The sequence below is a fragment of the Brevibacterium sp. CT2-23B genome (assembly GCF_013168765.1).
GTDB classification, from domain to species: domain Bacteria; phylum Actinomycetota; class Actinomycetes; order Actinomycetales; family Brevibacteriaceae; genus Brevibacterium; species Brevibacterium sediminis.
This window is the reverse complement of record NZ_JABBYK010000004.1, coordinates 101,064-115,312: the sequence shown is the minus strand read 5'-3', so window position 1 is coordinate 115,312 and position 14,249 is coordinate 101,064. Positions and strand designations below refer to the sequence as shown.

The following is a 14,249-nucleotide window of genomic DNA, read 5'->3' as shown; positions in this document are numbered from 1 at the left end:
ACGCATGTCACTCACCCCATCGCCGAGGCGGTCGGCCGATCGTTCGAACGCGCGGTCCCGCATTCGCTGCGAACACTCGCGCCCCCATCTCCCCTGCAGGGAGGGCCGCCCATGAGCTGGTTCACCGGCATTACGCAGATCCTGCTCGTCCTCGTCCTCCTCGCCGCCGCTCACGTTCCCCTGGGCACCTACATGGCCCGGGTGTTCCTGTCGACGTCCGACACCCGCGCCGAGGCGCTGCTCTATCGTCTCACCGGCGTCGACTCCTCCTCAGAACAGCGGTGGCGGGTCTATTTCCTCTCTGTGCTGACGTTCTCGGCCGTCTCGATCATGGTCCTCTTCGGGGTGCTCCGACTCCAACACCTCCTCCCGCTGTCCAACGGGCGTCCCGCCGTCCCCGTCGATCAGGCACTCAACACCGCGGTCTCCTTCGTCACGAATACGAACTGGCAGTCCTACGCCGGTGAGACGACGATGGGCTTCCTCACCCAGATGGCCGGCCTCGCCGTCCAGAACTTCGTCTCCGCCGCCGTCGGCATCGCAGTGGCCGTCGCCCTCATCCGCGGCCTCATGCGCTCGAACTCTCTGTTCATCGGCAACTTCTGGGTCGACCTCACCCGTGCCACCCTGCGCATCCTGCTCCCGATCTCGGTGATCTTCGCGATCATCTACATCGGACTCGGCGTCACCGACAACCTCACCCCCGACCAGGTCGTACACACCGTCACCGGAGGAGCCCAGGCAACCCAGACCATTCCCGGCGGACCCGATGCCAGCCAGGAGGTCATCAAACACCTCGGCACCAACGGCGGCGGCTTCTTCAACGCGAACTCCGCCCACCCGCTCTCCGCCCCGTCCGCCCTGGTCAACCTCGCGAACATCTTCCTCATCCTCCTCATTCCCTCGGCACTGCCGCGCACCTTCGGCATCATGGTCGGCAGCCGCAAGCAGGGGTGGGCGATCCTCGCGGCCATGGCCGCCTTCTTCCTCATCTCCCTGACCGCCGTCATCGTCCTCGAAACGGCAAACACCACTCCCGCCTCCCAGGCGGCAGGTGCTGCGATGGAGGGACGTGAGACCCGCTTCGGCGTCATCCCCTCGGCCTTCTTCGCCGTGGCCACGACGCTGACCTCGACGGGAGCCACCGATTCGGCGCACTCAAGCTACTCCGGCCTCGGCGGCGGAGTGCTCATGCTCAACATGATGATCGGCGAGATCGCGCCCGGCGGCGTCGGCTCCGGCCTCTACGGCATGCTCATCATCGCGATCATCGCCGTCTTCGTCTGCGGACTCATGGTCGGTCGCACCCCGGAATTCCTCGGCAAACGCATCGGCCGGACCGAGATCACACTGGCGAGCGTCTTCATCCTCGTCTCCCCGGCCCTCGCGCTGCTCGGCACCGCCGCGGCCACTCTATGGCCCGGCGCGATCGACTCGATCCTCAACACCACCGCCACCCACGCGGCAACCACAACAGCCGCCGCCACAGCCGCAGCCGCCGGCAACACCCCGCAGCTCAACCCCCACGCCCTGTCCGAGCTCCTCTACGCCTTCACCTCGGCGGCGAACAACAACGGATCCGCCTTCGCCGGGCTGGACGCGAACACCCCGTTCTTCAACATCGCCCTGGCCATCGTGATGCTGCTGGGCCGCCTCGTGCCGATCGGCGCCGTGCTCGCACTCGCCGGGTCACTGGCCGGACAGACCCCCGCCGAGGCGAGCCCGGGCACCCTGCCCACCCACCGACCTCTGTTCGTCGGGGTCGTCGTCGGCATCGGCTTCGTCATCAGCGCCCTCACCTTCCTCCCCGTGCTCGCACTGGGACCGATCAACGAAGGACTCATGTGAGATGAGAACCATCACCGCCCCCGCCCTGGCCCAGGCGAGCCTCCTCGGACTGAAGAAGCTCGACCCGCGCACCGCCTGGCGCAACCCCGTGATGTTCCTCGTCGAGATCGGCGCGTGTCTCACCCTCATCCTCGCGATCATCGAACCCAACCGTTTCACCTGGGCGATCAGCATCTGGCTTTTCCTCACTGTCGTCTTCGCCAACACCGCCGAGGCGCTCGCCGAAGGGCGCGGCAAGGCTCAGGCCGACTCCCTGCGCGCCAGCCGGGTGAGCGTCGACGCGACCCGCGTGCTCTCAGGCGGGCACACCGAAACCGTGCCCGCCTCCACGCTGCAGGCCGGGGACCGAGTGCTCGTCACCGCCGGAGAGACGATCCCCGCAGACGGCGACGTCATCGAGGGGGCAGCTACCGTCGACGAATCCGCCATCACCGGCGAATCCGCACCCGTCATCCGCGAGGCCGGCGGTGACCGGTGCGCCGTGACCGGCGGGACGAGGGCGCTCTCCGACTCGATCACTGTGACCGTGACCGCGAGCCCCGGCGAGAGCTTCCTCGACCGGATGATCTCCATGGTCGAGGGCGCGAACCGGCAGAAGACCCCCAACGAGGTGGCCCTCGGCGTCTTCCTCTCCGTGCTCACCCTCATCTTCATCCTCGTGGTCACAAGCCTCGCCCCGATCGCCGCGTTCTCCGGTGCCCCGCAGTCGCTGACCGTGCTCATCGCCCTCCTCATCTGCCTCATCCCGACGACGATCGGCGCGCTGCTCTCGGCGATCGGCATCGCCGGAATGGATCGACTCGTCGCGGCGAACGTGCTCGCGAAGTCCGGTCGCGCCGTCGAGGCCGCCGGCGACGTGTCCACACTGCTGCTCGACAAGACCGGCACGATCACGATGGGCGACCGGCAGGCGACCGACTTCGTCCCCCTCGGATCGACCACTCCGGATGACCTCGCCGAGGCGGCCCGACTGTCATCGTTGGCCGATGACACCCCTGAGGGCCGATCCGTCGTCACCCTCGCGGAAGCGGAGTTCCAGATCGATGCGACGGGTCTCGAGGCCTTTCCCGGGGCCGAGTTCATCCCGTTCTCGGCGACCACCCGCCTGTCCGGAATCGTCCTCCCCGCTGTCTCGGGCACCCGCACCGTGGTCAAGGGTGCGGCGAAAGAGGTCATCGCCTGGGCCCGCGACCGCGGAGCCACGATCCCCGACTCAGCGACCGCCGAGGTCGAGCGCATCAACACCGGAGGCGGCACTGCACTGCTTGTCGCCGAAGCGGTCGACGACCCGGTCCCGGGGTCAGGATCCGAGGTCGACCGCACGGTCGCCTCGGCGAGGGAATCGGGCACGCTCGCACGGGTGCTCGGAGTCATCGATCTGCGCGATATCGTCAAACCGGGCATGGCCGAGCGCTTCGCGACCCTGCGTCAGATGGGGATCAGGACGGTGATGATCACCGGCGACAACGAATTCACCGCCCGGGCGATCGCCCGTGAGGCCGGCGTCGACGACTTCCTCGCCGAGGCGACCCCGGAGGACAAGCTCGCCCTCATCAAGAGAGAGCAGGCGGGGTCTCGGATGGTCGCGATGACCGGGGATGGGACGAACGACGCACCCGCGCTAGCGCAGGCCGACGTCGGGGTCGCGATGAACACGGGCACGACCGCGGCGAAGGAGGCCGGCAACCTCGTCGACCTCGACTCGGATCCGACGAAGCTCATCGACATCGTCGGGATCGGCAAGCAGCTGCTCATCACGCGCGGAGCGCTGACGACGTTCTCGATCGCCAACGACGTCGCGAAGTATTTCGCGATCATCCCGGCGATGTTCCTGACCGCGTTCCCCGGACTCGGGGCGCTCAACATCATGGGTCTGCACAGCCCCGCCTCGGCGATCCTGTCAGCGGTGATCTTCAACGCGCTCATCATTCTCGTCCTCATCCCCGTCGCCTTGCGCGGGGTCCGGTTCCGGGCGCGGACGGCCTCGGCGCTGCTGCGGATGAACCTTCTCGTCTTCGGTCTCGGCGGGCTCATCGTCCCCTTTCTCGGCATCAAAGTCATCGACCTCGTCATCGCGCCGCTGCTCTGATTCCGCTGTTCTGATTCCTCCTCTCCCGTCCACACAGAAAGGACACCCGTCATGGGTCCCATCCTCGGTCGCCAGCTCCTCACCGGGGCGCGCATGCTGCTTGTGCTCACCCTGATTCTCGGCCTCGCCTACCCGCTGACGCTGGTCGCGATCGGCCGCCTCATGCCCGGTCAGGACGCCGCGATCCGCAACAGCGCGGGCCGGGTCGTCGGCAATGCCCACCTCGCTCAACCGGTCAGCGGGGACGAATGGTTCTACCCCCGGCCCTCGGTCTCGAACTACGACGGACTCGCCTCGGGGGCGTCGAACCTTGCGGCGAACAGTCCTGAACTCGTGGCCCAGATCGCCGAGCGCAGGGCCCAGGTTGCCGGTCGTGAACACGTCGACCCGGCGAGGATTCCTGCGGATGCCCTGAGTGCCTCGGCCTCTGGTCTCGATCCGGACATCAGCCCTGAGTATGCTCGACTCCAGGTCCCCCGCGTCGCGCGGGAGACGGGACTGAGCAGGAAGGACGTGGCAGCCATGGTCGAGAAGAACACCCGGCATCCACTGCTCGGCTTCATCGGCGAGACCCGCGTCAACGTCGTCACCCTCAACAACGACCTCGCGAACGGCACAGCGACACAAGTGGGTGCAGAGTCCTCGGGTGCTGCGCGTGTGAACACGGCGTCTTCGGGCGCGGAAACCGGCGGACACTGATGGGATCACCTCGGCGGGGCTCGCTCACGGTCTTCCTCGGCTACGCGCCCGGGGTCGGCAAGACCGTCGCTATGCTCGAGACCGCCGCCACGGCGAAAGCCAACGGCCGTGACGTCGTCTTAGGCATCGTCGAGGACCACGGGCGGGCGTTCACGCGGACGCTGACCGAAGGGTTCGAGACCCTCGACCGCCGCCACGTCGACTACCGCGGACGGACGTTTCACGAACTCGACACCGAGGCGGTGCTGGCCCGGACGCCTGAACTCGTCGTCATCGACGAACTCGCCCACACGAACGTGCCCGATTCCGGCAGGAACGGGAACTCGCCCGATTCCGGTGTGGCAGGCGAAGTCGGCCCGACTCGTACTAAGCGGTGGGAGGACGTCGAGGCGATCCTCGCCGCCGGCATCGACGTGTTCACGACGGTGAACATCCAGCACCTCGAATCCCTCGGTGACGTGGTCGGGGCGATCATCGGCCGCAACCAAGCCGAACGGGTGCCCGACCCTTTCCTCCGCGCCGCCGACGAGGTCGAACTCATCGACATCACCCCAGCGGCACTGCGCACCCGCCTCGTCGACGGTCGAATCTACGCGGCCTCGAAGGTCGACGCCGCAATGTCGAACTACTTCCGGCTCGGCAACCTCACGGCCTTGCGCGAACTGGCCCTGCTGTGGTTGGCCGACCGTGTCGACGAAGGACTTGAGAAGTACCGCGACGAAAAGGGCATCCGCGCCACCTGGGCCGCACGCGACCGGATCCTCGTCGCCGTCACCGGCGGGCCGGAGTCGACGACGCTCATCCGCCGCGGACTGCGCATCGCCGGCCGCGTCGCCGGCCGCGAACTCCACATCGTCCACGTCATCGAACCCGATGGGACTCGCCGTTCCGGCGCCCCGCACCTGCTGAGTGCCCGGGAACTCGCCGAGGACAACCACGCCACCTGGCACACCGTCGTCGGTGATGATGTGGCCAAGGCGCTCATCGAATTCGCCCGCACCCTCAACGCCTCGCAGATCGTCCTCGGTGTCTCCCGCACACCCTGGTATCGGCGCATATTCGGGCCCGGAGTGGCCAACCGGGTCATCAGCTCTGCGGCCGACATCGACGTGCACATGGTCACCCACGCCCAGGCTGCCGGGCTGTGGAGCTCCGACCGCGAGCGCTCCCGGGCCAATCCGCTCTCGCAGGCCCGCCGCATCCTCGGCTGGATCAGCGGTGCGATCGCCCCGCTGCTGCTCACCGCCCTGTTCGTCGGCCTCGGCCCCGGATCGACTTCGCTGAGCATGAACTTCCTCGCCTTCATCACCGTCGTGGTGTTCGTGGCACTCATCGGCGGGCGTTGGCCGGCGGTGATGACGGCCGTATTCGGGGCCGGGCTCATTAACTTCTTCTTCACTCATCCGGTGAACTCGCTGTCGGTCAAACAGCTCGAGAACATCCTTGCGCTCGTCATCTTCGTCGCGGTCGCCGTGGCCGTGGCCACCGTCGTCGACCAGGCGGCTCGCCGTTCCCGGCAAGCCCAAGCCGCCGAACACGAAGCCGCGGTGCTCAGCGAGCTGGCTGGATCGATGATCGCTGAGGGCGACAGCCCCGAGGCCATGGTCACAGGTATCCGCACGAGTTTCGGTCTCGACGGGGTCGCCCTCTTGACCCGGGGCGGTGGCTTCGGTCGGCTCGATACGGCTGCCGGCCCGGACGGCACCACGCGCACTGACGGCACCACGCGCACTGACGGCACGGGCGGGGCCGACCTCGTCCTCGCCTCGGCGGGGGAACCGATTGCATCGCGGGCGCAGGCCAGCGAGGTCATCGACCTCGACGGCGACACCAGCCTGGCGCTGAGCGGCCGACCGCTCAGCGCCGGCGAGCTGCGGATCCTTGACGCCTACGCCGGTCGACTGTTGCGGGTGCTCACGGAGTCGGCCCTGCAGCGCAGCCGTACCGAGGCTGAGGAGCTCTCAGCCGGCAATGCTGTGCGAACCGCGCTGCTCACCGCGGTCTCCCACGACCTGCGCACCCCGCTCGGGGCGATCACCACGGCGACGTCGACGCTGCTGTTCGACGAGATCGAGCTGACTGAGTCCGACCGGAGGCTCATGCTCGAGACCATCGAACACGGTGCCCTGCGGCTTGAGAAGCTCATCGACAATCTCCTCGATCTGAGCCGCATCCAGTCCGGTGCGGTGGCGATTACGACCGCTCCGGTGCTCGTGGCCGACCTCGTTGCCTCGGCGCTCGACGAGATCGGCGGGGAGGCCCGGAAGACCGGGATCGATGAAACCGGCGGGGAAACTCGGGCCGCCGAGCTGGGCGAGGTCGATGGTGGCCCCTGCCCGCCCATCGCCGTCGACATCGACCCCGAAACCTGGGTCGAGGTCGATGTGGGGCTCGTCGAACGAGTGCTCGTCAACATCATCGAGAACTCCGTGAAGTACGGCGAAGGGGCTCCGATCACGATCGATGCCTCCGCCGGCGCCGACGCGGTGCACCTGCGCATCGCCGACTACGGTCCCGGCGTGGGAGCGGAGGCGCTTGAGAGCATCTTCACACCGTTCACCAGGCTCAACGAGTCCAACACGAAAGGCCTCGGTCTCGGGATGGCGGTGGCGTTGGGACTGTGCCGGGCGATGGGCATCGAGCTCAGCGCGGAACCGACCCCCGGCGGCGGGTTCACTGCGGTGCTGACCATTCCGTTCCGAGACGGGGCGCCCCTGAAATCGGGAACAGCGAGTCAGGAAGGTGCGGGACTGACGGGCAGGGAGGAAGCCCCATGAAGCATGTGCTCATCGTCGAAGACGACACCGACATCGCCCGTGCCGTGAGCGTGGGATTGCGCGGCAAAGGCCACGAGGTCACGATCGCCGGAAGCGGGCGACAGATGAATGAGGCGCTCGCCGAGGCGGCCGTCGACGTCATCCTCCTCGACCTCGGTCTGCCCGACGTCGACGGAATCGAACTCATCACCCAGGTGCGCAGGTGGAGTCAGGTGCCCATCGTCGTCGTCTCCGCCCGGCACGATGCCCACGGCAAGATCGCCGCCCTCGACGCCGGGGCCGATGACTATGTGACGAAGCCCTTCTCGCTCGGCGAGGTGCTCGCCCGGCTGCGCGCGATCGAGCGACGCTCGGGTTCGGCCGCTGATTCGTCTCTCGTACGCACCGGCGACGGGCGGGTCGTGATCGACCTCGCCTCCCACATTCTCACGGTCGAAGGCGCCGAGGTGCATCTGACGCCGATCGAGTGGAACATGCTCGGCGTGTTCGCCAAACACCGCGGCGCCCTCGTCGACGCGACCACCCTGCTCACCGAGGTATGGGGGCCGGAATACGCAGGGGAGCGCGGTTACCTGCGGGTCTATATGTCCCAGCTGCGGCAGAAGCTCGAAACCGACCCTGCCCGACCGCAGTACCTGCACACGCAGATGGGCATGGGCTACCGCTTCACCCCCTGACTTCCCTTGCTACCTGACGGCGGCCCAGCAACCTCGCGCGAGGTTGCTGGGCCGCCGTCAGGTAGCAGGGACGTACATAACGACGTGCAGGCGGGAGTCTTCGGAGGGGATGAGTCGGTGGTGCTCGAACTCGACTATGCCCTGCGCGTGGTGGTCGAAGACGCGCCGCCTGCTCGCGAAGCGCTCCACCGTCTGCTCGGCCCATTGCTCGCGGAAGTCCTCACTCGCCTGACTCAGCCTCTGGATGAGCGCACGGTGCCCCGGTGTGCTCAAGCGCACCCCGGACTCGACGCGGAACTCGGCCAGGAAGTGACGGCTCTCTGCCTCCCAGTCGGGAAGCATCCTGCGCAGAGTGGGATCGGTGTAGATGAGCCAGATGAGATTCCGGTCGGGCTTCGGAATCGACGTGATCGCCGGATACAGCCATTCGTAGGCCGCATTCCAACCGGCGATCGTCCAGTCCGGGGCGACAGCGAAGGCTGGGAAATCGAGCGCATCGAGCAGACGCTGGAGCGACTCCGTGACCTCAGCAGGCTCATCATCCCGAGCAGCCTCGACCCGTTCGACGAGTCCGAGGACATAGTCGGTCTCGGCGGCGCTGAGGTCGAGGACCCGGGCCACAGCGGTGAGCACCTGCCTGGAGACATTGGTGTCCCGGCCCTGTTCGAGCCACGTGTACCAGGTGCTGCTCACACCTGCGAGGGTGGCGACCTCCTCGCGGCTGAGTCCGCTGTCACCGCGCCTGGAATTCGGCGGCAGACCAGCCGCCGAACGCTGCCGTTCCCTGCGTCTGCTGGTGAGGAACTCACCGAGCTGCTCACGGCGGGGAGTGCGGGGTCGAATCATGGATTGATAGTACTCCCAGTACTGGTACCGATGGTAGCTTCCGCCGAAGCCACTACCGCGCTGAGATAGATTCCATGCCGACCTATCGTTCTCGTACAGTCACCCACGGCCGCAATATGGCCGGAGCCCGCGCCCTCTTCCGCGCAGCCGGAGTCTCCGGTGCCGACCTCGGCCGCAAACCGATCATCGCCGTGGCGAACTCCTTCACCGAATTCGTTCCCGGGCACACTCATCTCGCCCCGGTCGGGCGGATCGTCTCCGAGGCAGTGACCGCCGGCGGCGGCATTCCCCGCGAATTCAACACCATCGCCGTCGACGACGGCATCGCCATGGGTCACGGCGGCATGCTCTACTCACTGCCCTCACGCGACCTCATCGCCGATTCCGTCGAGTACATGGCCAACGCTCATTGCGCTGACGCCCTCGTCTGCATCTCCAACTGCGACAAGATCACGCCCGGCATGCTCATGGCCGCGCTGCGCCTCGATATTCCCACGGTGTTCGTCTCCGGCGGACCGATGGAGGCCGGGCGGACCACCTTGGCCGACGGCACTGTCCGCTCGCTCGACCTCGTCGATGCGATGTCCGAGGCCGTCAACGAGGCGACCTCCGATGCCGATGTGCTCCGCATCGAGGAGGCGGCTTGCCCGACCTGCGGATCGTGTTCGGGCATGTTCACGGCGAACTCGATGAACTGCCTCACCGAGGCGATCGGACTCTCCCTGCCCGGCAACGGTTCGGTGCTCGCTACGCACACCGCGCGAAGGGCCCTCTACGAAAGGGCGGGCAGCCTCGTCGTCGATCTCGCACGTCGCCTCTACGAGGACGATGACGATTCGGTGCGCCCCCGCGCGATCGCCACCTCGGCGGCCTTCGGCAACGCCATGGCTCTCGACCTGGCGATGGGCGGGTCGACGAACACGATCCTCCACCTGCTCGCCGCCGCCCATGAGGCAGGGGTCGACTTCGACCTCGACGATATCGACGACCTGTCACGCCGGGTGCCGTGTCTGGCGAAGGTCGCCCCGAACGTGGCCGGGGACCGCACCTTCTACATGGAGGACGTGCACCGTGCCGGTGGGATCCCCGCACTTCTGGGGGAGCTGCGCCGTGCGGGTCTGCTCAACGAGGAGGTCCACTCCGTCCATGCTCCGTCCCTGTCCGCGTGGCTCGACGAATGGGACGTCCGCGGTGGCAAGGCCGCATCTGCCGCTGAGGAACTCTGGCATGCCGGCCCCGGAGGGAAGCGCTCCTCGACGGCATTTTCGCAGTCTGCCCGGTGGAACAGTCTCGACCTCGACGCCGTCAGCGGCTGCATCCACGACATCGACCACGCATATTCGGCAGACGGCGGTCTCGGCGTGCTGCGCGGGAACATCGCCGTCGACGGTGCCGTGGTCAAGACCGCCGGCGTCGACGAATCCATCCACGTCTTCTCCGGGCCCGCCGTGGTCTGCGAGTCACAGGAGGAAGCGGTGGAGAAGATCCTCAGCAGACAGATCAAAGAAGGCGACGTCGTCGTCATCCGCTACGAGGGACCGCGGGGCGGACCCGGCATGCAGGAGATGCTCTACCCGACCTCATACCTCAAAGGCCTGGGCCTGGGGAAGTCGTGCGCGCTCATCACCGATGGACGTTTCTCCGGTGGGACCTCGGGGTTGTCGATTGGTCATATCTCGCCCGAAGCGGCAGCGGGCGGCACGATCGCACTCGTCGAAGACGGCGACATCATCGGCATCGATATCCCCCGCAGGTCGATCAGCCTCGAGGTCACCGAGGCTGAACTCGACCGCCGTCGGTCCCGCCTCGAGGCGGAGGGGCCCTACCGTCCTCGTCAACGCAAACGCACAGTCTCGACCGCGCTGCGCGCCTATGCCGCCTTCGCTCAGTCCGCAGACAAGGGAGCGGTGAGGAAGGTCCCCGAGGCGGTCTGACTATTCGTCCGTGACCGCCCGTCCGTGCTCAGCGTTCTGCCAGCCGGGGCCAGGATAATCGATACTGGCCGCCCACTTGATCACTTTCGGAAGGACCATGGACGACTATCGAAGTCCCGGCTGGGACATTTCACTTCGCACCTCAGAACAATTCAATAATGCGCGGGCAGACGCTCTGCGAGTACAGAGCGCGCGGGCAGGTGGTCGCCGTTGACCTGGCTGCTCTCGCTTCTCGTCGGCCTCCTCGTCGTCCTCCTCATCACGGTGGCCACCGGCTACTTCGTGGCGCAGGAATTCGCGTACATGGCCGTCGACCGCTCCCGACTCGCCGCACGTTCGGCCTCCGGTGATCGCGCCGCGGACAGGGCCCTGTCCATCACCCGCCGCACCTCCTTCATGCTCTCCGGCGCGCAGCTGGGCATCACCGTCACCGGACTGCTCGTCGGCTACGTCGCCGAACCGCTCATCGGCACCGCCGTCGGCGAGGCACTCGGCGGCACCCCGATCCCTGCCGGCACAGGCGTGCTCATCGGCACCGTCCTCGCCCTACTCGTCTCGACGCTCATCCAGATGCTCTTCGGCGAACTGTTCCCGAAGAACCTGGCCATCGCCCGCCCCGAGGCGCTCGCCACGTGGCTCGCCCGCTCGACCTCGATCTACCTCGCCGTCTTCGGCTGGCTCATCACGATCTTCGACAAAGCCTCGAACGCCCTGCTGCGCGTCCTCGGCATCGAACCGGTCCACGACGTCGACCACTCCGCCACCCGGCGCGACCTCAAGCACATCGTCGCCGAATCCCGGGAGGGCGGCGAGATCGTCGACGACGATTCGCTCATCCTCGACCGCATCCTCGACTTCCCACAGCAGAGCGTCGCCCACGCCACGGTGCCGCGCTCCCGCGTCGACGTCATCGACATCGACACGCCCCTGGACGAGGTGCGCGAACTGATGAGCCGCGGCCACTCCCGCTACCCCGTGCTCGACGCCGATGATCAGGTGATCGGTACGATCGACCTCCTCGACGTCCTCGCCGAGGCGGGGTCGGGCACCACCGACACCGTCACCGCGACCGGGGTCCGTTCCCTCCTGCGCGACCCGGTCTTCGTTCCGGAATCCCTCCCGTTGCCGGACGCGGTGGCCACGCTCCTCAAACGGCGGGAGCAGATGGCCTGCGTCGTCGACGAATACGGCGGCTTCGCCGGAATCCTGACGATGGAGGACCTCGGTGAGGAACTCGTCGGTGACATCGCCGACGAGCACGACCACATCGTCGAAGAACTCATCGAGACCGGCGACGGCACCTGGACGGCGCCCGGGATCATCCCCCTCGACGAGGTGGCCCGCGTGCTCCAACGAGAACTGCCGACCACCTCGGCGCAGACCTTGTCGGGACTCGTCATCGAACACCTCCGCGGATTCCCCGAGGTGGGCGACCGGGTCTCGATCGAACTGCCGATCGACCCCGCCGACCTCGGCGGAGACGACACCCCGGAGACCGAGCGCCTCGTCATCGACGTCATCGAGGTGGCCACGCATGTGCCCGCGCGGCTGCGGATCGGAATCGAGGTGGAACGATGAGCAACCCCTGGGTCATCACCGTGATCACGATCGTCATCATCGGCCTCAGCGCGTTCTTCGTCGCCGTCGAATTCGCGCTCATCGCCGCCAAACGGCACCGTCTCGAAGACGCGGCCGCGGACAGCCGCTCGGCCCGAGCCGCCCTGCGCAGCTCGACTGAGCTGTCGGTGCTGCTGGCAGGGTCGCAGCTGGGCATCACGGCCTGCACCCTGGCGCTCGGGGCGATCACGAAACCGGCCGTCCACCACTGGATCACCCCGGTCGCCGAGGCGCTGGGCCTGCCGCTGTGGATTGCCGACATCGTCGGCTTCGTCCTCGCCCTCATCATCGTCACCTTCCTTCACCTCGTCGTCGGTGAGATGGCGCCGAAGTCGTGGGCGGTGGCGCACCCGGAACGCTCGGCGATCATGCTGGCGCTGCCGATGCGAGCGTTCATGTTCCTCACCCGTCCGCTGCTGCATGTGCTCAACAACGCGGCGAACGCGTGCCTGCGCCTCGTGCGGGTCGAACCCGTCGACGAGGTCGATCAGGCGCACACACCCGAGGACCTGCGGCAGCTGCTGCAGCATTCGGCGCAGGCGGGAACCTTGGAGAAGGAGTCCTCGGAGGCTCTGCTCGGAGCCCTCGACCTCACCCGGCTCACACTTGACGAGCTCGTGGCCGGTCGCCCGGAGCCGACGGCCGTCGGTCCGGCAGCGACTGCAGGGGAGGTGCGCGAGGCGTCGCGCTGTGACCGTCACCGTCGCATCCTCGTGCACACCGAGGCTGACGGCCCGCTGAGTCATGTGGTGCACGTCAGGGATGTGCTCGGACTCGCCGAGGATGCTCCCATCACCGAGGCGGCCCGACCCGTCACCGTCGTGGACGGATCGATGACCGTGGTGCGGGCGTTCGAGGCGATGCGGGAGGACAGCGTGCAGCTGGCCTTGGTGGAGAGGGCCGACGGCAGCCACGCGGTCGCCACCGTCACCGACGTACTCACCCACCTGCTCACCACCGGCCAAGTGCCCTCCCGATAATTACTACCTGACGGCGGCCCAGCAACCTCGCGCGAGGTTGCTGGGCCGCCGTCAGGTAGTCCGAAACGTTAGATGCATGCATCAATGTATGCATCTGTTATCGTGGGTCCGTGAATGATTTGCTGACACTGCCCTGGCAGCGCATCGACGACTCCGCTCCGATCGCCGTTCGGATGGCCGCGGCGACCGCCCGGGAGATCATCGAAGGCCGACACGAACCCGGCGACCTCCTCATCGAGTCCGACCTCGCCGCTGCGCACAACGCCAGTCGCACCCCCGCCCGGGAGGCGATGCTCCAGCTCGAGCGTTGGCGCCTCGTCCGCCTCGTCCCCAAGAAGGGCGCGCTCGTGACCACCGTGACGGGCAAGGAGCGCCGCGACCTGCTCGCCGTGCGCTCGATGTTCGAGATCGACGCCGTGGAGACACTGGCCGACGGCGGCGACCTCACCGCTCTGGCCGCCGATCTGCGCACCCTGCTCGGCGAGCAGAGGAAGGCACTTGACGGGGGCGATCCGCTCGGCTTCGCCAGCGCCGACTATGCCTTCCACGCCCGCCTCATCCGCAGCGGCGACAACGCCATCGTCACCGAGATGCTCACGACCATGGGCCCGCGCCTGGCCCGCCTGACCTTCCAGGTCGCCATTGACGCGCCGCACGCCCTCGACACGCTCCTGACCGAGCACGAAACGCTCACCGACCGCGCCGAGGCGGGCGACGCAGAAGGCTTCGCCCGTCTCGTCCGCGACCACATCGAAGGCTCCCACTTCCCGCAGTCCCGCTGA

The 14,249-nt window shown here is 67.4% G+C and carries 10 protein-coding genes; 9 read left to right on the top strand and 1 reads right to left on the bottom strand.

Translation table 11 applies throughout. The annotated features are described in order from the left end of the window. Positions 1–111: 111 nt before the first annotated feature. Genes kdpA through HIM68_RS11545 form a run of 5 tightly spaced genes read left to right on the top strand, consistent with a single transcriptional unit; the run spans position 112 to position 8,090 of the window. Positions 112–1,848, top strand: coding sequence for a potassium-transporting ATPase subunit KdpA (gene kdpA, locus HIM68_RS11565; protein WP_172172331.1), 1,737 nt, complete (start codon positions 112–114; stop codon positions 1,846–1,848). 1 nt (position 1,849) lies between these two features. Further along, a complete protein-coding gene (gene kdpB, locus HIM68_RS11560; RefSeq protein ID WP_172172329.1) occupies positions 1,850–3,937 on the top strand; it encodes a potassium-transporting ATPase subunit KdpB in 2,088 nt (695 codons plus the stop codon). A 51-nt stretch (positions 3,938–3,988) separates the two neighbouring features. Then, positions 3,989–4,636 carry a potassium-transporting ATPase subunit C gene (locus tag HIM68_RS11555; RefSeq protein ID WP_172172327.1) on the top strand — a complete coding sequence of 216 codons (648 nt, stop codon included), beginning with the start codon at positions 3,989–3,991 and terminating at the stop codon, positions 4,634–4,636. After that, complete coding sequence (locus HIM68_RS11550) at positions 4,636–7,413, top strand: DUF4118 domain-containing protein (protein WP_172172325.1); 2,778 nt, start codon at positions 4,636–4,638, stop codon at positions 7,411–7,413. The genes HIM68_RS11555 and HIM68_RS11550 overlap by 1 nt, the downstream gene beginning before the upstream one ends. Continuing rightward, entirely contained in the window at positions 7,410–8,090 is a 681-nt protein-coding gene (locus tag HIM68_RS11545) for a response regulator (RefSeq protein ID WP_172172323.1), read from the top strand. The genes HIM68_RS11550 and HIM68_RS11545 overlap by 4 nt, the downstream gene beginning before the upstream one ends. 57 nt (positions 8,091–8,147) lie before the next feature. On the opposite strand, the gene HIM68_RS11540 is transcribed toward HIM68_RS11545, so the two are convergent. Beyond that, positions 8,148–8,936 (bottom strand): helix-turn-helix transcriptional regulator, encoded by a 789-nt coding sequence (locus tag HIM68_RS11540; RefSeq protein WP_172172321.1) that lies wholly within the window; start codon positions 8,934–8,936, stop codon positions 8,148–8,150. Between the two features lie 74 nt (positions 8,937–9,010). On the opposite strand from HIM68_RS11540, the gene ilvD reads away from it, so the two are divergent. The 4 genes from ilvD (at position 9,011) to HIM68_RS11520 (ending at position 14,249) form a co-directional block, all read left to right on the top strand. Further along, positions 9,011–10,870 carry a dihydroxy-acid dehydratase gene (gene ilvD, locus HIM68_RS11535; protein ID WP_172172319.1) on the top strand — a complete coding sequence of 620 codons (1,860 nt, stop codon included), beginning with the start codon at positions 9,011–9,013 and terminating at the stop codon, positions 10,868–10,870. Between the two features lie 210 nt (positions 10,871–11,080). Further along, entirely contained in the window at positions 11,081–12,448 is a 1,368-nt protein-coding gene (locus tag HIM68_RS11530) for a hemolysin family protein (RefSeq protein ID WP_172172317.1), read from the top strand. Further along, positions 12,445–13,467 carry a CNNM domain-containing protein gene (locus HIM68_RS11525; protein WP_172172315.1) on the top strand — a complete coding sequence of 341 codons (1,023 nt, stop codon included), beginning with the start codon at positions 12,445–12,447 and terminating at the stop codon, positions 13,465–13,467. The genes HIM68_RS11530 and HIM68_RS11525 overlap by 4 nt, the downstream gene beginning before the upstream one ends. A gap of 110 nt (positions 13,468–13,577) precedes the next feature. Beyond that, entirely contained in the window at positions 13,578–14,249 is a 672-nt protein-coding gene (locus HIM68_RS11520; RefSeq protein WP_172172313.1) for a GntR family transcriptional regulator, read from the top strand.

Bases quoted from the DNA above. Each gene is read 5' to 3' on its own strand.
- kdpA (WP_172172331.1), top strand. From the start codon at position 112: ATGAGCTGGTTCACCGGCATTACGCAGATCCTGCTCGTCCTCGTCCTC.
- kdpB (WP_172172329.1), top strand. From the start codon at position 1,850: ATGAGAACCATCACCGCCCCCGCCCTGGCCCAGGCGAGCCTCCTCGGA.
- HIM68_RS11555 (WP_172172327.1), top strand. From the start codon at position 3,989: ATGGGTCCCATCCTCGGTCGCCAGCTCCTCACCGGGGCGCGCATGCTG.
- HIM68_RS11550 (WP_172172325.1), top strand. From the start codon at position 4,636: ATGGGATCACCTCGGCGGGGCTCGCTCACGGTCTTCCTCGGCTACGCG.
- HIM68_RS11545 (WP_172172323.1), top strand. From the start codon at position 7,410: ATGAAGCATGTGCTCATCGTCGAAGACGACACCGACATCGCCCGTGCC.
- HIM68_RS11540 (WP_172172321.1), bottom strand. From the start codon at position 8,936: ATGATTCGACCCCGCACTCCCCGCCGTGAGCAGCTCGGTGAGTTCCTC.
- ilvD (WP_172172319.1), top strand. From the start codon at position 9,011: ATGCCGACCTATCGTTCTCGTACAGTCACCCACGGCCGCAATATGGCC.
- HIM68_RS11525 (WP_172172315.1), top strand. From the start codon at position 12,445: ATGAGCAACCCCTGGGTCATCACCGTGATCACGATCGTCATCATCGGC.